Source organism: Chryseobacterium sp. SC28, assembly GCF_003932955.1.
Taxonomy (GTDB): Bacteria; Bacteroidota; Bacteroidia; order Flavobacteriales; family Weeksellaceae; genus Epilithonimonas.
In genome coordinates, this window is sequence record NZ_QOVY01000010.1 from 38,998 (window position 1) to 57,947 (window position 18,950).

Genomic DNA, 18,950 nt, shown 5'->3' on the forward strand with positions numbered 1-18,950 from the left:
TTCTGGGACAAATTATCAATATATAAATCCGTTAAAATAAAATATGCCTTATTTTTGAAACTATTATGGATCTGAATTCGCTTTATACTACCGTGCGCACCGGCGATCATCGGCCCAATGTGGTTTCCAGAACGGATTTCCAGAGAGATTTTGACCGGATTATTTTCTCGTCTGCCTTCCGAAGACTGCAAAACAAAACCCAAGTTTTTCCGTTGCCAGGCAGTGTTTTTGTGCATAATAGATTGACGCATTCTTTGGAAGTTGCCTCTGTCGGTCGCAGTTTGGGAAGTTTGGCGGGCGACTATATTTCAGCAACATATCCGAATGATATTAATGAGCTTTCCAAAGATTTTTACAAGCATCAGTTGCATAATGTGATCGCATCCGCTTGTCTTTGCCACGATATTGGAAATCCGGCTTTCGGACATTCCGGCGAAGATGCAATTGCCAGCTATTTTGAAAAAAACGAATCGCAACTTAAATCGAAATTCACAGAAAAAGAATGGGCAGATTTACTGAATTTTGAAGGCAATGCCAACGCCATCCGGGTTCTCACACAGCAGCAGCAAGGGAAAGATAAGGGCGGCGCACAGCTCACTTGCACCACTTTGGCGAGCATCGCAAAATATCCTTGTGAATCTTTAGCAAAGAAGAAAGGTATCATCAACCGCAAGAAATTTGGTTTTTTTCAAAACGAAAAACAGCAGTTCCTAGACATTGCAAAATCTACCGGAATGCTGATGGAAAGCGAGGATCCTGTTATTTTTAAAAGACATCCTTTCGTCTGGCTGGTGGAAGCGGCGGACGACATCTGCTACAACATCATCGATATGGAGGATGCGCACCGGCTCGGAATCGTGAATTCTAATGATTGTGAAAACCTTTTTGTTGATTTGATATCATCCGTAAACGCTGATGAAATCAAGAAAGTAGAAGCCAAGCTCGGCATCATTACAAACAGAAATGAAAGAATCTCGTACCTGCGTGCAAAAGTCATCAATTCTCTCATCAACAAAACCATTGCGCTCTACAAAGCGAATTTTCATAAAATTCTGGGCGGAAGTTTGGACAAAGGCATATTGGATCTTTTCAAATCAGAAAGCTCTTCTCTCGCAGAAATAGAACGTTTTTCCATCGAAAAAATCTACAATCACAAAGCCGTCATCGAGATCGAAAATGCGGGTTATAATGTGATGTATGAGCTGTTGGATCACTTTGTTCCATCCATTATTAAAGAAAAGGAAGACAGAAAATCCTATGACAAAATGGCGCTGAAACTCATTCCGCAGCAATTCATCTACGAGGAGGCTACCATTTATCAAAAAACCTTGGGCGTGCTGGATTTTGTAACCGGAATGACGGACAATTTTGCCACCGATCTTTACCGAAAAATCAAAGGGATTGATATTGGGATGACGATGTAGCGATCATTCAACATCCTTAGCAGCAGTATTTTTTACGAAATAATTTCGCATTCAAAAACATCGGCGAAGTGCTTTTTGATTTTACGCTTCACAGCTTCCACATCCACTTCCTGCTCCAGCTCTCTTTTCATAGAAGTCACTTGTTTATCAGCGATTCCGCACGGAATAATATAATCGAAATAGCGCATATCGGTGTTTACATTCAGCGCAAAACCGTGAATGGTGACCCAGCGCGAGGCCTTCACGCCCATTGCGCAAATTTTTCTCGCATAAGGTTTCCCAACGTCTAACCAAACGCCGGTTTCGCCGGCAGATCGTTCTCCTTTGAGGCCATATTCTGCAATCGTTCGGATGATAACTTCCTCAAGATCACGCATATACCGGTGGATATCGGTATAGAAATTTTCCAAATCCAGAATCGGATAGCCCACAATTTGTCCAAAGCCGTGGTAAGTAATGTCGCCGCCACGATTGACTTTCACGTACGTGGCGTTGATTTCCTTCAGCTTATTTTCGTTGGCCAGAAGGTTGGATTCGTGGCCGCTTTTTCCTAAGGTATAGACGTGCGGATGCTCCACAAAAAGCAGATGATTCTCCGTTGTTTTCAGATCATCCGGATGTTCGCGGTTGTGGATTTTGAGGTCGAGATTTTGTTTGAGCAATTCCTCCTGATAGTCCCAGCTGGGCATATAATCTTTGGTTCCGAGATCCTGAAATTTTACTTTTTTATTGATGAGCGCATTCACGTTTTGATGGGAAATGTTGCTACAAATTTACTTATTATTCGCCGAACGGCAAGTTGCCAGAGAAACTTCATTGTGTTCAGAATTTTTGGTGAAAGTGGGGTTTCATTCATTTTAAAACGATTTTTTCATAAATTTGAAAATGAAAAAATTAGCATTTCTTGTTTTCTTGTTGACTCTGAGCGCTTTTCCGGCGCAAGATTTTCGTTCTTATCAGTTTTTTGATAAAATATCGAAGCCTGCTTCTCCGGAAATAATGGTTTCGGAATTGGCAAAATATGATGTCATATTAATCGGCGAATACCACGACAATTCCATCAATCATTGGCTGGAAAAGAAAATATCGGAGGCCCTTTTCGAGCGAAAAAAAGGAGCAATCATTCTGGGCGCCGAAATGTTTGAAAGAGACAACCAAAAGGCGCTTGATTCTTATTTAGCTGGAAAATTAGATCCCAAAAATCTGAAAGATTCCGTGCGACTTTGGAAAAATTACGAAACCGATTACAAGCCTTTGCTGGATTTCGCAAAAGACAAAAAATTAAAATTCATTGCGACCAATGTTCCAAGAAAGTATGCTTCTCAAACGTCGAAAAACGGCATTGAAAGCCTGAGTCAATTGCCGGAAAACGAAAAAAAATATATGGCTCAATTACCGATAGAAGTCACTTTGGAAACGCCCGGATACAAGGAAATGAAAACCTTGATGGGCGATCACGTGGACGAACTCAAACTGATGAATTTCGTCTCTGCACAAGCATTGAAAGATGCAACAATGGCCGAATCTATCATCGAAAATTTGAAAGCCGGCGCCACTTTTATCCATTTCAACGGCGACTATCACAGCAAGCAATATGGTGGCATCTATTGGTACTTGAAAAAGAAAAACCCTGAATTGAAAATCGCCGTCATCTCTGTTTTTGAGTCTGATAAACCCGAATTGGTTTTGCCGGAAAAAGATTTCGTACCAACGGAATTCAATCTCGTGATCCCAAATGATATGACCAAAACTTATTAAGATTAGGTTGGGGGTTAAACCTATTAAATTTTTTATGTTTTTCATTGGGCTAAAGCCCGAGACTTTTTGAACCTTATTTTTTTTAGCTGTTTGTTCTTCGCAAATTCTTATATTTGAAAGAAAATAGACGATGCGTAATTTTATTGTCTTCACTTTATTATTTGTAAGCTGTTTTGGATTCTCGCAGAAATTCTCAAAAGCGGAAAAGGAATTGATACATTCCGGAGACGATAAAACGGCTTTGCCAATCTACCAAACCGACAATGAGGATCAGCACAAAGTCTTGTTGAAACCTTGCGAAAAGATTTCGCCCAAAGACAAAAATCTGCCCATCCTGATCGAGAGAATGAGGCTGGCGCTCGCAGCAACGGACGGCGGCGTGGGTATTGCCGCACCTCAAGTCGGGATCAATCGCCGTCTGGTTTTGGTTCAGCGCTTCGATAAACCCAATGCTCCCGTGGAATATTTCATCAATCCTGAAATCATTTGGCGCTCTGAGCTTTTAGACAAAGGTCCGGAAGGCGATCTTTCGATTGAGAATTTCCAAGGCGATTTCTACAGAAGTCACAGCATCCGAGTGCGATACAATGACTTGGAAAATGAGAAGCACGACGAGATGGTGGAAGGTTTCTCAGCCGTGATTTTGCAGCACGAGATCGATCATTTATTTGGTATTTTAATTTCGGATAAGCAGCAAAGCGAGAAAGATTGGCAATACAAAGAAGTGAAAGTTTATCAGAAATCCAAATATTAGAGTAAGAGTATCAGAGAACGCCACTTAGGTCTGGTTTTTGAAGAGAAAGAAAGAACCCATAAAATAATAAAACTATGAACTTCATTATCCGCTTGCTGATTACAGCGATTTCAGCATTTTTGCTTAGCAAAATCCTTTCTGGCGTTCACTTCGAGGACTTTTGGTCCACGATAATTTTCGCCTTCGTTTTGGGAATCCTAAACGTTTTTGTGAGACCGATACTTTCGATCTTGTCTTTGCCGATTACCATCCTCACCTTGGGATTATTTTCACTGGTAATCAACGCCGTCATCATTCTATTGGCAGATTCGTTGATGGACAGTTTGACGGTAGCCAACTTCTGGTGGGCGCTGTTGTTCAGTATTTTGCTGTCATTGGTCACATCGGCCTTTTCGATGATTTTTGAAAGTGATGAGTAAAAATCAAAAGAGTTTCAGACCACCTGAAACTCTTTTTTTTTAATTTTTAATTCCTTCGATAAAGTCTTTTCCTTTGCTTTCCCAATCTTTATTTTCTAAAAGAATTTTCACAAAAGCAGTTCCAATAATTCCGCCCGCCGCTTTTTCGGTCAATTGTTCGAAATCAGATTTGGTCTTGATGCCAAACCCGATGAACACAGGATTTTTTAGATTCAAAGAGGCTAATCTATTCAGATAGTCTTCGTTTTTTACTTCCTTTTTTTCGGTTCCGGTGGTGGATGAGCTAGAAACGGCGTACAAAAATCCCGAACTCAAAGAATCTAAATACTGAATGCGCTCTACCGAAGTTTCGGGTGTAACCAAAAAAGTAAAATTTAAACCGTATTTTTTTAAAATAGATTGGTAATTATTCTCGAATTCTATAGGAGGAAGGTCGGGAATAATCAAACCCGAAACTCCCGAATGGGCACACTCTTCGCAGAATTTTTCAAAACCAAAAATCAAAACGGGATTGATGTATCCCATCAAGATCACCGGAACTTTGATTTCATTTTTTACCGATTTCAGTTGAGAAAAAAGTTTGGCAATCGTCATTCCGTTTTTCAGAGCCAGATTGTGGGCTTCTTGGATTACGGGTCCATCGGCCACAGGATCAGAATACGGCATCCCGATTTCCATCATATCGGCGCCGGAATTTTGGATGATTTTCATAATTTCTGCAGTATCTTCTAAGTTGGGAATTCCGGCAGTAAAGTAGATGTTGAGTTTTTTTTGTTGCATTTCGGATGCTGAAGCTTGGGAGTTATTTTGGTTCATTTTTTTATTAATTAATTTTAAAATCCTCAGTTTTCAAAATTCCCGTTTCCATATTGGCAAGATAAGTTTCCATATCCTTGTCGCCACGTCCGCTGAGACAAATCACCACCACTTCATCTTTTTGGAATTTCTTTTTGCCCAAAATAGACAAAGCGTGCGCGCTTTCCAAAGCCGGAATAATGCCTTCCATTTTTGTCAATTCAAAGGCTGAGTTTAGCGCTTCATCATCATCAATGCTAAAAAATTCTGCCCGATTGTTTTTAAATAAATTGGCGTGAAAAGGACCAATCCCGGGATAATCTAAACCGGCGGAAATAGAATGGGGTTCTATCACTTGTCCGTCTTTGGTTTGCATCACAATGCTTTTACTACCGTGCAAAACGCCCGTAGTTCCCAGAAAAGTGGTGGCTGCAGATTTCCCAGAATTTACACCAAAACCGCCCGCTTCGGCAGCGATGATTTGCACGCCCGGTTCATCTACAAAATGGTAAAAAGTGCCTGCAGCATTGCTTCCGCCGCCTACGCAAGCGATGACGTAATCAGGATTTTCTCTTCCAATTTTTTCTTTCAATTGCCATTTAATTTCCTGCGAAATCACACTTTGAAATCGCGCCACCAAATCTGGAAAAGGGTGCGGACCTACCACACTTCCGATGATGTAATGCGTGGTGGTAGCATTGTTGATCCAATCTCGCAAAGCCTCATTCACCGCATCTTTCAAGGTTTTGGAACCTGAGGTTGCGGGAACCACTTTGGCGCCAAGCATTTGCATTCGGGCTACATTTGGGGCTTGTCTTGCAATGTCGATTTCGCCCATATAAACGATGCATTCCAAATTCATCAAAGCGCAGGCGGTAGCGGTGGCAACGCCGTGCTGGCCGGCTCCGGTTTCCGCGATAATTCTCTTTTTTCCTAATTTTTTGGCGAGCAACACTTGCCCCAAAGCGTTATTGATTTTGTGCGCACCCGTGTGGTTCAAATCTTCGCGTTTGAGATAAATTTGCGTTTGGTATTTTTTGCTGAGATTCTTAGCAAAATAGAGTGGAGTAGCGCGTCCGACATAATTCTTAAGCAAATCCTGAAATTCGGTTTGGAATTCTTCGGATTCGATGATCTGGATATATTTTTCTTGTAATTCGGCAACGTTTGGATAGAGCATTTCAGGAACGAAAGCGCCTCCGAAATCTCCGTAATATCCGTTTTGGTCGGGATTTTTATAGGTCATTTTATTAATCTTTTTTAAATTTTATTTTGATGAGCCACGAAGTGGCGATTTATTAAAGAATAGGACGTAAACAATATTTTTTTTCATTTTTGATTTTATTTTGATGAGCCGCGAAGTGGCGATTTATTAAAGAATAGGACGTAAACAATATTTTTTTTCGTTTTTAAATTTTATTTTGATGAGCCACGAAGTGGCGATTTATTAAAGAATAGGACGTAAACAATATTTTTTTCGTTTTTAAATTTTATTTTGATGAGCCACGAAGTGGCGATTTATTAAAGAATAGGACGTAAACAATATTTTTTTCATTTTTAAATTTTATTTTGATGAGCCACGAAGTGGCGATTTATTAAAGAATAGGACGTAAGTCCTATATGTATAAAAATATAAATTCATCCGATAGGATTTGCATCCTATCCTGTATTAATCCGTCACTTCGTGACTGAATGACAGTTTTAATCCCAAAGATATTTTTCATCATAATCTATTTTATATTGATCTAAAATATTGATTAGTTCGGTTTTGAAAGTTTGATTTTGGTGATGTTCCTTTTGATTTTTAATATAATTAATGGTTGCAAAAATATGATTCTGACTTACTGAAAATGCACCATAACCATCTTGCCAAAAGAAATTTTCATATCTTTTTCCTTTCGTTTTGATCCACTTTGATGAGTGTGCTTTTATTTCTTGTATCAGTTTCATCAAAGCGATTTTCCTTGAGAGCGCACAAAGAATGTGAATATGGTTTTCTGTGCCTCCAATTTTTAAAGCTGGACTGTCAAAATCTTTACAAATAGAAGCAATGTAGGCAAAAAGTTCGTATTCGATATTTTCATCAATAAAATCGTTTCTATACTTGGTACTAAAAATGATATGGACGTAATTTTTAACTAAAGATTGAGCCATTTTATTTCAATTTTATTTTACGAAGCTGTTCATTTGGAATCAATTATTAATCTTTTAAATATTTTTATTTTCTCTAAATCTTTATTTCCTGGTTCAATCTCGAATTTCGAATTAATATCTAGCGCGATTGGTTGTTGGTTGATGGTTGATAGTTGATGGATATTTTCCAAAGAAATTCCGCCGCTTAAAAAATAAGGAAGTGGAATCTTGATGTCATTTAAAATATTCCAATCGAAAGTTTTCCCTGTTCCGCCAAAAACTTGGGAATCGGTGTCGAAAAGGATATACTCGATGGTTGATGGTTGATGGTTGATGGTTTTTTGTAACTCTTCCAATGTTTGATTTCCGATTCTGATGCCTTTGATAATTCCAATTTTTGGGTTTAGTTTTTCTCTTAATTCCAAAATAAAATCCTCATTTTCGTGGCCGTGAAGTTGGATGAAATTTAAATCTGACTTTTCCGAAATTTCAACAATTCTTTCCATATTTTCATTCACAAAAACCCCCACTTTTCCTCGATGGTCGATTTCCGAAATTTGTTTTAAAGTCAAGTGATTCAAAACAAATCTTGGTGATTTTTCATAAAAAATAAAGCCTAGAAAATCGACGTTCAGAGAAATTAATTCCTGAATTTGACTCGCTCTTGTCAATCCGCAGACTTTGAGTTTTAGTTCGTTTTCCATTTCTAATTTCTAAAATCTAATTTCTCTAATAAATTCTCCGAATGCTTTGCCTGGATTTTCATTTTTCATAAAATATTCGCCCATCAAAAACCCGTCGAAGCCTTTTTCTTTCAAAAATTTAAAATCTTTCACGCTGTAAATTCCACTTTCGGCAACCGATAAAATTCCTTCTGGGAGCTGATTTTTCAAATTGACCGAGTGCTGCAAATCCACTTTGAAATCCTTCAAATTTCGGTTGTTAATTCCCACAAAATCTACTGCCGAAGTGATGTGTTTCAACTCTTCTTCGGAATGAATTTCCAGCAAAACCTCCAACTCTAATGTATGTGCTAAATCTGTAAATTCCAAAACCTGAGTGGGCGACAGGCAGCTTGCAATCAGCAAAACCACATCGGCTCCCATCGATTTGGCTTCGTAGATTTGATAGCCGTCTATCATAAAATCTTTCCTCAAAATGGGAATATTGATTTGATTTCTGACATTTAAAATATCTCTAAAACTTCCTCCAAAAAAATCTTTATCCGTCAAAATAGAAACCGCACTTGCCCCAAAATTTTCGTATGTTGAAACTACTTCCAGCGAAGAAACCTTGTCGTTAATGATTCCTTTGCTGGGCGATTGTCTTTTGAATTCGGCGATGATTCCGGATTGGGTTTTGAGGGTTTCCTTCAAAGAAATGGTTTTTCTTGCAAAAAATTCGGAATTTCGAAGTTCATCAATTGAAATTTTACTTTTCGAGAAAGCGATTTCTTCTTTTTTTCTACTTATTATTTTGTCTAATATATTCATTGGCTTGATGGATTTATTGGTGAAAAAACAATCAATTCTGGACCAAAAGTTGCAAACAATGTAAGGCTTTTCCACTTTCTAAACTTTCTTTTGCGGCAGCCATACTCGCTCCGTAATTGGTATATTTCCCTGTATTTTGCAGGGCTTTTGCTGCATTGGCAAGGACTACGGCGTTCTGCTCGCTGCTGCCGTTTCCTTGTAAAATATTTCTAAAAATATCGGCCGCATCTTTTTTGGTATTTCCTCCGAAAATGCTTTCTGGAGCTACATTTCTAAAGCCTAATTCTTCGGCGGAGAAAATTTCTTCTCCATTTTTGTTGAAAATTTTGGTGTCTCCCGTCAATGAAATTTCGTCGTAACCGTCCAAAGCGTGAACCAACATAAAATCTTCGTTGTTTTTCTGCAAAAGATATTGATAAAGTCTTGCAATTTCTAAACTATAAACGCCAATCATCGAAAATTTGGGTTTGGCAGGATTGACGATGGGTCCCAGAAGATTAAAAAAAGTTTTCAAACCCAGACTTTTTCTCAGTGGTGCCACCGTTTTCAAAGCTGGATGAAAATAGGGCGCGTGTAGAAAACAAATGTTGGCTTTTTCTAAATCATTTTTCAAATCCGCCGCTTGGGTTTTGAATTGATAGCCCAATTCTTCCAAAACATTGGAGGCTCCCGAAATAGAAGACGCTCCGTAATTGCCTTGCTTGGCTACTTTTTGACCCGTTCCCGCCACGATGAAACTCGCCAAAGTAGAAATATTGAACGTGTTTTTGCCATCGCCACCCGTTCCTACAATGTCCACCAAATCGTGGGTGCCTAAATCTACTTTCACTGCCAAGTCCATCAAGGCCTCGCGGAAACCCTGTAACTCTGGCAATGTAATGCTGCGCATCATAAAAACGGTGATAAAAGCCGAAACCTCCGTTTCGTTGAATTTATTTTGTGCAATTTCAATCATAATCGCCTTGGCTTCGGGCTTGGTAAGCGTCTGATGATTGAAAAGGTATTGCAGTATTTGTTTCATAAAACAGTTTTAATTGTTAATTGTTAATGGTTAAGATTAATTTTGGAAGTTTTTAAAATGCTGGTAATCAATTTTATAATTTCCACAGCATCTTCATTTAAACTTGTAAATTCTTGTATGGAAAGATAATTAGTGGCGTGAAAAAAGTTCTAGCCAATAAATGGTTTCGTTGATTTCTTTCTGTGCGACTGATAATTTATGTATGAAATCTGCTTTGCTTTGGGCGTGCTCACTCTCTCTTATCATTGCTCCTACACTTGTTCCGCTGCGCAGTATTTGTTTGCTTAGAACAAATTCTTTTTTATCATTGGTTAAATATTGATTGAGTTTTACAATGCGAACTGCAAAATCAAAGCTTTTTTGTTTTATGATATTATTTATCTTCATATTTATAAAAATTATTTATCAATTATTAACCATTAACAATTAACCATTAACAATTAACCATTAACAATTAACCATTAACAATTAACCATTAACCATTAACCATTAACCATTAAAAAAGTTTTCCAAAATTTGTCGTCCATTGGGGGTTAAGATGCTTTCGGGATGGTACTGTACGGCGTGAACGTCATAAGTTTTGTGTTTCAGGCTCATAATCATTCCCGAACGATCTACCGATGTAATTTCTAATTCTTCTGGAAAATCTTCGGGATTGACTGCCCAAGAGTGATACCGCCCAACTTCTATGATTTTGGGTAAATTTTTAAAAATATGGTGTTCTTTGATTTGCTTGGATTCTGTGGCTACGCCGTGGTAGATCTCGGAAAGATTGATGAGGCTGCCGCCGAAGGCTTCGGCAATCGCCTGTTGGCCGAGACAAACTCCAAAAATAGATTTTGTAGGCGCATATTTTTTAATCACGTCCAAAAGGATTCCTGCTTCTTCCGGAATTCCAGGACCTGGGGAAAGGATGATTTTGTCATATTTTTCGATGTCTTCCAATGCAATCTGGTCGTTGCGAAAAACATCTACCTTTTCCCCGACAATTTGTTCGATGATTTGAACCAAATTGTAAGTGAAACTGTCGTAATTGTCGAAAACTAAAATCTTAGTGGCTGGTTGACAGTTGCTGGTTGATGGTTTTAAAATATTTTTCATTTTATTTGTTTCTGTAGTAGTTAATAAATCCATTCAATAATTTCTTACAAATCATAATTTGATTAGCGATGGATAGCAATTGTTCTTCATCAATATAATTTTGATCTCGCGAAATATAAAGTTGGGTTTCAAGTTCGTAAAGAGAGCCTCTTGCGATAAATAAAAAGTTTGCCGTATCTTTTGAGGTGCTTCTTCCGCAACCTTCTGCAATATTGGAAGGAATAGAAACCGCACATCTTCTGATTTGATTGACTAATCCAAAAGATTCCTCTTTAGGATAATTTTTTGATAAATCGTAAACAAGATTGGCGAGTTTTCTTGCTTCTCTCCAAACATCAAGATTTATATATTCCATATTTTTAATTTTAATTTTTATCAATCAACCAACAACCATTAACCATCAACCTCCAATTTTCCCTGCTTTTAAAACGGCTTTTTTCAAAGCGCCGAGTTTGTTGTTTACTTCTTGCAATTCGCTTTCTGCGTGGGATTTTGCGGTGATTCCTGCACCGGCTTGGTAAAATAAAGAGTTGTTTTTGCTCAAGAAAGTTCTTATCATTATGGCTTGATTACAGCTTCCATCGAAGCCCACAAAACCGATGCAGCCGCCATAGTAGCTTCGGGAAGTTTTTTCGTATTCATCAATGAGCTGGAGGGCTCGATATTTGGGTGCGCCACTCAAAGTGCCTTGTGGAAACGTGGAGGCAATCATCTCGAAAGGATTCTGGTTTTCTTTGACATCCGCATCAACTTCGGAAACCATATGAATCACGTGCGAAAAAAAATGAATCTCTTTGAGTTTGGCAACTCTCGTATTTTTTCCGTGAATGCTGAGGTCGTTTCTCGCAAGGTCTACCAGCATCGTGTGTTCCGCATTTTCTTTGGGGTCTTTTTTAAGTTCTTCAGCAGATTCCAGATCTTTTTCGAGGTTTCCGCTCCGTTTAAAAGTTCCAGCGATGGGATGGATTATCGCTTTTCCGTTTTTGATAATCAATTGACTTTCTGGGCTGGATCCCATTAATCTGTAATCGCCATAATCAAAGAAAAATAGATAAGGCGAAGGATTGATGTTCCGCAAAGCCCGATAAACATTGAATTCGTCGCCTCGAAACTTTTGCTCAAATCTTCGGCTCAGCACCAATTGGAAAACGTCTCCACGGAAACAGTGTTTCTTGGCGAACTCGACAGAGTCCAAAAATTCTTCATCTCTAAGGTTAGAAATTTCCTCGCCCATCCTCTCGAAAGGAAAAACAGGCGCATTTTTTTGGTTGATGAAGTTTTCGATGGACAAAAATTCAGATTTGAGACCCTCGATGTGGTTTTCTATCAAGTACATTTCGTCGTTGTGATGGTTGATGGCGATGACGTATTGGTACAGCCGGTAACGCAGCAGTGGGACTTTATTGTCCTCAGATTGTGCCTTAAATTTGATATTTTCGAAGAACGGAATGGCGTCATAGCTTGTATATCCGAAAAATCCTTGCGCACTCTTTCCTATTTCGTGGTTTGGAGTTTCGCACTCAAAGCAGGTTGAAAATTCCTGCAACACATCGGTCAGTTTTTCGTTTTCCAATTTTATTTTTTGTGGATTTTCGAGCGGAAATTTGAATTCTGCTTCCTCATAATTTCGGATCTCGATGCCGGCAATCGCATTGACAGCAATGAATGAAAAAGAGTTTTCCGAATTTTGATTTCCGGCATTTTCCAATAGGATGGTATCGCGGAAGTTGTCTCGCAACCGGAGATAGATACCGATTGGCGTGAAAAGGTCTGCCAGTTGAGCTTTGACCGTGGTTTTAACTTTTATGGTTTTACAGAATTTCATCAGATTAATTTTAAAATTTAAATAAAAAAAGACTTCAACAAAAATTGTCAAAGTCTTATGATGATTGAGATATAGCAAGTTCAAAATTTAGAACACCGATAATCCTTTCAGACCCGACAACGAGTAAGAAAGCCACCACCAGTTATTTGTGTTCATTGATTTCATCGGTTGATTAAATTCTTTTTAAAATGACAGATAGAACTGTCGTTTTGATGGTAGCAAATATAAAGATGATTTTGATAAATGCAAATGTTTTTTGAGTTTTTTATCAGGATTTAGTTGATTTTCCGAGTTACAAGAAGGGTTTCATCTCGTCTTCGATGTTGCGGCGCAGATTCATCAGTTTGATGGCATATTCCTGCATTTGAACTTCATTTTCTGTGCTTGGGATCCATTTTGGAACTTGCACAGACTTTCCATTTTCATCAACTGCTACAAAAACAATGATGCAGTGCGTTTTCTTTTCGTAGGTCTTTTCATTTATTTTTCGGGAATAGACGTCGATGGCGATGTGCATACTCGTGTTTCCAGTGTAGATCACGTGCGATTCCAGCTTCACAATTTCACCAATTTTGATGGGTTGATAAAAACGGATGCCTCCTACATACACGGTAACGCAATAACTTGAAGACCAGGTACTTGCACACGCGTAGCCCACTTGGTCTATCCATTTCATAACGCTTCCGCCGTGGACATTGCCGCCGAAATTGACATCTGTAGGCTCCGAAATAAATTGGAAAGTAATTGGTTTATTGTCCATTTTTTAAAATTTTATCAAATGTAAGGTTTTCAAATGTTTTTTGGGTATTCTGCAGCATTTCGATTTCGCGATGTCCAATTTCAAATCCCGTAGATTCTTACTAATCCCGATAATAAATTTTATAAAAATCTAATCGATAATTGAGATTTTAGATTAAAACTCTGTAACAATTTCCGGTTCATTGCCGCTCCGAATTTCAAATGTTATAAATGCCAATGTGGATGCTGTAAAGAAAAAAACATTGCTTTGAGCCTTAAAAATCAATGAAATGAGACAGTTACCGTGGTTGCAATAGAGGAAAAGACGACGACATACGCTCCATGTGAAAAAAAATCCGTATTTATGCAAAATGAAAAAAGTATTTTATCTTAAAACTTGCGATACTTGTAGAAAAATATTGGGTCAATATGATACAAGAGATTGGGAAATGCGAGAAATCAAAATCAACCCCATCACAGAGCAGGAAGTAGAAGATATGTACAAATTAGCGGGTTCTTACGAAGCGCTTTTCAACAAAAAATCCAATCAGATCAAATTACAGGAACTAGATCCAAAAGCCCTTCAGGAAAAGGATTACAAAGAATTGCTGTTGGATCATTACACCTATTTGAAGCGCCCGGTCTTCCTCACCGAAGATGAAATTTTCATAGGCAGCGACAAAATCAATCTCGGCAAATTAAAAGAATATTTCTTATCCAAGAAAGAAAATTAAGACATCAAATTTGTACAATAAATCATCCGGAGCGCGCATCGTTTCGGATTTTTTTTAGTTTAAAACCATTTTGATTTACGCAATAACTACAAAAGCCAATGTTTTTTGCGTTTTAAGAAAAGTTAAAAAAAAAACAAGATGTCCTACAAAAGTGAGTTTTTCGTAATCCCAAAGATCTCTTTTTTTAGGATTTACTTTTGTGACTTTTGTGGTTTAACGATTTTTCCAACACAGAAAATTAATTGTAATTTCACACAATGAAACGTTCCGGAACTGCAGATCTCCCGCTACATTATGGCCACGTTCCGGCTTGGCTTTATGAGCGTATGTCGAAACTCGGGCTCGCCATCGTGGAAGTGATTCTGACCGATTATGGCAAGATGAAGTTCTGAGAAGACTGGCAGACCCGTTTTGGTTCCAAAGTTTTGGTGCGGTGATGGGGATGGATTGGCATTCCTCCGGCATCACGACTTCTGTGATGGGTGCTTTGAAACGTGCCATCAATCCGAATTCTAAATCGCTCGGAATCTACATTGCCGGCGGAAAAGGAAAATTTTCTAAAGAAACGCCCAGCGAGCTTCTGAAAATTGCAGATTCCACGGGACTTGACGGCACGGAACTCGTCCGATGCAGTAAACTTTCTGCGAAAGTTGATAACACGGCTATCCAAGATGGTTATCAGCTTTATCTTCATAATTTTATTTTGTCCGACGAAGGAAATTGGGCGGTTGTTCAGCAAGGGATGCACGATTCCGATGGCACGGCGAGGCGTTATCATTGGCTTTCTGAGAATGTGAGTTCTTTTGTGAATGAGCCTCATACCGGGATTTCAGGTGTGAATCGTGGAAATATTCTCAATCTGACTTCTTCCCAAGCAGAACAAAGCAGAAACGGCATTGTTGACATCACAAAAACCGATTCCGACAAATGGATGCAGGATTTCCAAAGGTTGATTTTGCCGGCGCATCACGAGGTTTTGGCCAACGATGTGGATATGAAAAAACTGGGGAATATTCTTTGGTTGGCGAGAGAAAATCAGCCCGAGAATTTTGAGGAATTGCTGATGCTGAAAGGCGTTGGTCCCAGAACGATGCAGTCTTTGGCGCTTGTAAGTGAAGTGATTCACGGTGCGCCCTCCCGATTTGCAGACCCTGCGCGATATTCTTTTGCACACGGCGGGAAAGACGGACATCCGTTTCCTGTGCCTACAAAAACCTACGACGAAACCATTGCTATCCTAAGAACCGGCATCGAGAAATCTAAGTTGGGAAATATGGATAAGAGCCAAGCCATCAAAAAACTTCACGAGATCGCGTTGAGAACAGAAGCGGACTTTACGCCGGATTTTAATCTTGAAAAAGTGATAGAAGAGGAGCGACAAAACTCTTGGCAATACGGCGGAAAAACAGTTTTTGGTGATGCGAAGCCGCTGAAACCAAATGGTGGGATACAGTTGAGTTTGTTTTGATTAATTAGTTTGAAATTGAATAATTATGGAAAAATATTTACTTAAGATTGATAAATTGATAATGACTGGTTTTATTGACCAAACTGAGATTTTTACTGATTTTGAATTCTCAGATTATTTCTCTGATTTTGAGTATATATACAATGAACTTTTTAAAATTTTTGAGTTCGAAGCTAATAAATATTCTTTAATAAATTTTTATCTAATTTATAAAAATGCCTTTAATAATAATGCTTATGCTGGATTTAATAAAAACACATATATAATAAAATTCACATCGGGATTAGTTGTCAATGTAGTCAATAGGACATTAAAAAATGATGAATTAATAGAATACAATAAAAGACACGAAAAATTTTCAAAATATCTTGATATTCCAGTTGAAAGATTAATTTATCAATTCTGCTTTTTATTTACATTTTATCACGAGTTTGCACATCTATTACAATTCACAAAAAGTGATAAATTTTACGAATTAGATGAAGAATCAGTTTTAAATACATATGAAAAAGAAAAACATTATCAAGAGATTGACGCTGATACATTTAGTTCGATTCAATTAGCAAGACATATTAGTCAATATTGTAGACAGCATTTTAGTGACTCTATGTTGGAGATTTCTGTGGAATATTTTACTCAAATAATTTGTTCAAACTTGTACTATTATATTTCAAATTTTGAACATAGTGAGAGCGAAATTTATTACTATGAAAGAAAACACCCACATCCTTTTATCAGAATAGTTAATATATTAAATACTATAAATAGTTATCTTAAAATCGATATTAATCTAGTCGATAAAAATGTAAAACCAAAAAACCAATTATTACCAATATTTTCAGAAATAGAAGCCTTAAAATTGAATCAAGTTTATTCAAATTACAATTTTATAAATTATAAATTTGAATTACCAGCAAACATTGAAAAAATTGTAGAATATTTGAATAATATTAAATCATATAAATCTCAAAATTTTAATTCTGCGTTGGAAATTTATAACAAAAATATTATTTAGCATCAAAAAACGCCTCAGAAATTTCTTAGGCGTTTTCGGTTATTTTAAATTGATAATTTAGTAAGACCCTTTCCCAATAAAATGAGCGGCAACTTTTTCTGTCAAGGCAATCGGATTTGGCGTGTTGACGTACTTTGTAAAACGTCTAAGTCCTGCCAGCATCATTCTTTGTTCGTCGCCTTCGGAGAAAGATACGATGCCTTCTTTGGCGCTGGTTGAGACGATTTCCACCGCTTTATAAAGATTCAGTCTTGCCATCGCAGCTTCCACAGAGTCGGTATCGAAATGTTTCTCAGCTCTCAGGATGGCCGATTCTGCCATATAAATTTGGTTGAGGATTTCGGAAGCATTCAGAAGCAGATGTTGTTGCTGCTCGATTTCCGTCATATATTTTTGAAGGGCAGATCCGGAAACCATCAGGAATACTTTTTTCAGATTTTTGATGACTTCTTTTTCCTCAGACATATATTCTGAATAATCCGGAAGGTCGAAAGAAGGTATTCCCATCAATTCTTTAGCTACATTTTTTGCAGGCGTCAAAAGGTCGATTTTGCCTTGCATTGCCCGTTTGATGAGCATTCCCACGGCAAGAAGTCGGTTGATTTCGTTAGTTCCCTCGTAGATTCTGGATATTCTGGAATCTCTCCAGGCAGCCTCCATCGGCGTATCTTCGGAGAAGCCCATTCCGCCAAAGATTTGGATGCCCTCGTCTGCGGTGTGCTGCGCCAAATCGGAAACGTAAACTTTCAGGATAGAACATTCTACCGCAAATTCCTCCACACCTTTCAGCTCTGCTTGCTCGTGCTGCATTCCTCCTGAAACGAATTCCTCAATTTTGTTTTCGATATCTTTTGCGCCTCGGTAGGTGCCTGCTTCGCTCACGAAAATGCCGGTTGCCATCTCCGCCAGCTTCTTGCGAATGGCTCCGAACGTGTTGATAGAAACGCCAAATTGCTTCCTCTCTGCCGCATAATTCAAAGAATGGTTAAAGATTCTTCTTTGTGCATCAAGACAAGCGGCTGCCAGCTTGATTCGGCCAACATTCAGTGCATTCAGCGCAATTTTGAAACCGTTATTTCTTTCGCCTAAAAGATTCTCTACCGGAACTTTCAGATCATTGAAGAAAACCTGACGGGTAGAAGATGCGCGAATGCCCAATTTGTGTTCTTCCTCGCCGAAGGTCAAACTATCCGGATTTTCCAGCTCCGAACGGTTGATGACAAAACCGGTGATGTTTTTGTCGTCGTCTATCTTGGCAAAAAAAGTGAAAGTGTCTGCAAAACCGGCGTTGGAGATCCACATTTTCTGTCCGTTGATGATGTAATGCTTGCCATCGTCCGACAATCTGGCTTTTGTTTTTCCGCTGTTGGCATCAGATCCTGCTTCGGGCTCTGTCAAACAATAAGAACCGAATTTGTTTCCTACAGCCAAGTCCGGGAGGTATTTGTTTTTCAAGTATTCGGTACCGTAAAGCAAGATGGGCAAAGTACCGATTCCGGTATGGGCGCCGTAAGCAGTTGCTAAAGAACCCGTTGCACCGGACAGATAATCGCAAGCCAGCGTGGTAGAGACGAAGCTCATTCCCAGTCCGCCATATGCTTCCGGAACGGCGAGACCTAAGAATCCCATTTCTCCGATTTTCCGCATCACTTCTTCCGTGTAAGCATAGTCTTTTTTCTCAAATCTTTCCTTGTTGGGAACGACTTCTTTATCGATGAATTCTTTTGCAGAATCCCGTAGCATTTTTTGTTCTTCAGAAAGTTCTTCGATGCTGAAGATGTCTTGGGCAGTGATATCTTTTACGAGAAATTCGCCGCCGTTCAGTGTTTTGGTTTCGGTACTCATTTATAATATTTTTTTTGATTGAAGAATAAAGAGAAAAGATTAAAGACTTACCAATGCAATGTTTTTTGGAAGCCTGAAATCATTCTCTGTAATTCGGTGATTTTATTTTCTATTAATTCAAATTTCGATTGTTCGATATAATCTCTTCTTGAAGAAATTATTATCTGCGTTTGTAATTCATAAAGAGAGCCCAAACTGATTTCTAAAAATCTATTAAAGTCCTTTTGTGAAGTTCTGCTTGAACCTTCTGCAATATTGGAAGCAACCGAAATTGTACATCTTCTTATTTGAGATTTCAAACCGAATTCTTCATTTTTAGGAAAACTTTCTGTAATTGCATAAATTTCATCTGCTAATTCGAGGGATAATTTCCAAACATTCAGATTCTTAAAGTTATGTTTCATTAATAAAAGTCTTTTCTCTTTAT

19 protein-coding genes and 2 pseudogenes are annotated in these 18,950 nt (G+C 38.3%); 7 read left to right on the forward strand and 14 right to left on the reverse strand.

Annotation, left to right across the window (positions count from 1 at the left end):
• Positions 1–65 precede the first annotated feature (65 nt).
• On the forward strand, positions 66–1,424 hold the full coding sequence (gene dgt / locus DTW91_RS07475) for a dGTP triphosphohydrolase (protein WP_125202766.1): 1,359 nt from the start codon (positions 66–68) through the stop codon (positions 1,422–1,424).
• A 32-nt stretch (positions 1,425–1,456) separates the two neighbouring features.
• On the opposite strand, the gene lipB is transcribed toward dgt, so the two are convergent.
• Entirely contained in the window at positions 1,457–2,170 is a 714-nt protein-coding gene (gene lipB / locus DTW91_RS07480) for a lipoyl(octanoyl) transferase LipB (protein WP_125202767.1), read from the reverse strand.
• Between the two features lie 139 nt (positions 2,171–2,309).
• Here lipB and DTW91_RS07485 point away from each other — a divergent pair, with 139 nt between their 5' ends.
• The 3 genes from DTW91_RS07485 (at position 2,310) to DTW91_RS07495 (ending at position 4,355) form a co-directional block, all read left to right on the forward strand.
• Positions 2,310–3,182 (forward strand): ChaN family lipoprotein, encoded by an 873-nt coding sequence (locus DTW91_RS07485; RefSeq protein ID WP_125202768.1) that lies wholly within the window; start codon positions 2,310–2,312, stop codon positions 3,180–3,182.
• Between the two features lie 130 nt (positions 3,183–3,312).
• Entirely contained in the window at positions 3,313–3,936 is a 624-nt protein-coding gene (gene def / locus DTW91_RS07490) for a peptide deformylase (protein WP_125202769.1), read from the forward strand.
• Between the two features lie 74 nt (positions 3,937–4,010).
• Entirely contained in the window at positions 4,011–4,355 is a 345-nt protein-coding gene (locus DTW91_RS07495) for a phage holin family protein (protein WP_125202770.1), read from the forward strand.
• Between the two features lie 39 nt (positions 4,356–4,394).
• On the opposite strand, the gene trpA is transcribed toward DTW91_RS07495, so the two are convergent.
• The 11 genes and pseudogenes from trpA to DTW91_RS07550 form a co-directional block, all read right to left on the reverse strand.
• On the reverse strand, positions 4,395–5,171 hold the full coding sequence (trpA, locus tag DTW91_RS07500; RefSeq protein WP_228412684.1) for a tryptophan synthase subunit alpha: 777 nt from the start codon (positions 5,169–5,171) through the stop codon (positions 4,395–4,397).
• A gap of 7 nt (positions 5,172–5,178) precedes the next feature.
• Positions 5,179–6,396 carry a tryptophan synthase subunit beta gene (gene trpB, locus DTW91_RS07505; protein WP_125202771.1) on the reverse strand — a complete coding sequence of 406 codons (1,218 nt, stop codon included), beginning with the start codon at positions 6,394–6,396 and terminating at the stop codon, positions 5,179–5,181.
• A gap of 455 nt (positions 6,397–6,851) precedes the next feature.
• Entirely contained in the window at positions 6,852–7,304 is a 453-nt protein-coding gene (gene tnpA / locus DTW91_RS07510; protein ID WP_125202772.1) for an IS200/IS605 family transposase, read from the reverse strand.
• 29 nt (positions 7,305–7,333) lie between these two features.
• The gene (locus DTW91_RS07515) at positions 7,334–7,987 is read right to left on the reverse strand and encodes a phosphoribosylanthranilate isomerase (RefSeq protein ID WP_125202773.1); all 654 of its coding nucleotides are present in this window, start codon (positions 7,985–7,987) and stop codon (positions 7,334–7,336) included.
• Positions 7,988–7,996: 9 nt separating this feature from the next.
• Positions 7,997–8,776 carry an indole-3-glycerol phosphate synthase TrpC gene (trpC, locus tag DTW91_RS07520; RefSeq protein WP_125202774.1) on the reverse strand — a complete coding sequence of 260 codons (780 nt, stop codon included), beginning with the start codon at positions 8,774–8,776 and terminating at the stop codon, positions 7,997–7,999.
• A 31-nt stretch (positions 8,777–8,807) separates the two neighbouring features.
• Positions 8,808–9,797 (reverse strand): anthranilate phosphoribosyltransferase, encoded by a 990-nt coding sequence (gene trpD / locus DTW91_RS07525; protein ID WP_125202775.1) that lies wholly within the window; start codon positions 9,795–9,797, stop codon positions 8,808–8,810.
• 23 nt (positions 9,798–9,820) lie between these two features.
• Positions 9,821–10,184, reverse strand: a pseudogene (locus DTW91_RS07530) (four helix bundle protein).
• Between the two features lie 102 nt (positions 10,185–10,286).
• Positions 10,287–10,898, reverse strand: a complete 612-nt coding sequence (locus tag DTW91_RS07535) for an anthranilate synthase component II (RefSeq protein ID WP_125202777.1) — start codon at positions 10,896–10,898, stop codon at positions 10,287–10,289.
• A 1-nt stretch (position 10,899) separates the two neighbouring features.
• Positions 10,900–11,253 carry a four helix bundle protein gene (locus DTW91_RS07540; RefSeq protein WP_125202778.1) on the reverse strand — a complete coding sequence of 118 codons (354 nt, stop codon included), beginning with the start codon at positions 11,251–11,253 and terminating at the stop codon, positions 10,900–10,902.
• Positions 11,254–11,298: 45 nt separating this feature from the next.
• Positions 11,299–12,723, reverse strand: coding sequence for an anthranilate synthase component I family protein (locus tag DTW91_RS07545; protein WP_125202779.1), 1,425 nt, complete (start codon positions 12,721–12,723; stop codon positions 11,299–11,301).
• Between the two features lie 292 nt (positions 12,724–13,015).
• Complete coding sequence (locus tag DTW91_RS07550) at positions 13,016–13,483, reverse strand: acyl-CoA thioesterase (protein WP_125202780.1); 468 nt, start codon at positions 13,481–13,483, stop codon at positions 13,016–13,018.
• Between the two features lie 349 nt (positions 13,484–13,832).
• On the opposite strand from DTW91_RS07550, the gene DTW91_RS07555 reads away from it, so the two are divergent.
• The 3 genes and pseudogenes from DTW91_RS07555 to DTW91_RS07565 all read left to right on the forward strand — a co-directional run bounded on the left by DTW91_RS07555 (position 13,833) and on the right by DTW91_RS07565 (position 16,678).
• Positions 13,833–14,195 carry an arsenate reductase family protein gene (locus DTW91_RS07555; protein WP_125202781.1) on the forward strand — a complete coding sequence of 121 codons (363 nt, stop codon included), beginning with the start codon at positions 13,833–13,835 and terminating at the stop codon, positions 14,193–14,195.
• A 326-nt stretch (positions 14,196–14,521) separates the two neighbouring features.
• Positions 14,522–15,663: pseudogene (locus DTW91_RS07560) on the forward strand (DUF763 domain-containing protein).
• 25 nt (positions 15,664–15,688) lie between these two features.
• A complete protein-coding gene (locus DTW91_RS07565) occupies positions 15,689–16,678 on the forward strand; it encodes a hypothetical protein (RefSeq protein WP_125202782.1) in 990 nt (329 codons plus the stop codon).
• A gap of 57 nt (positions 16,679–16,735) precedes the next feature.
• Here the strand turns inward: DTW91_RS07565 and DTW91_RS07570 are convergent, their stop codons facing one another.
• Together DTW91_RS07570 and DTW91_RS07575 are read right to left on the reverse strand one after the other, a co-directional pair.
• Positions 16,736–18,523: an acyl-CoA dehydrogenase family protein gene (locus tag DTW91_RS07570; RefSeq protein ID WP_125202783.1), complete on the reverse strand. Its 1,788-nt coding sequence runs from the start codon at positions 18,521–18,523 to the stop codon at positions 16,736–16,738.
• A 47-nt stretch (positions 18,524–18,570) separates the two neighbouring features.
• Positions 18,571–18,927, reverse strand: a complete 357-nt coding sequence (locus DTW91_RS07575) for a four helix bundle protein (RefSeq protein ID WP_125202784.1) — start codon at positions 18,925–18,927, stop codon at positions 18,571–18,573.
• Between the last annotated feature and the right edge of the window lie 23 nt (positions 18,928–18,950).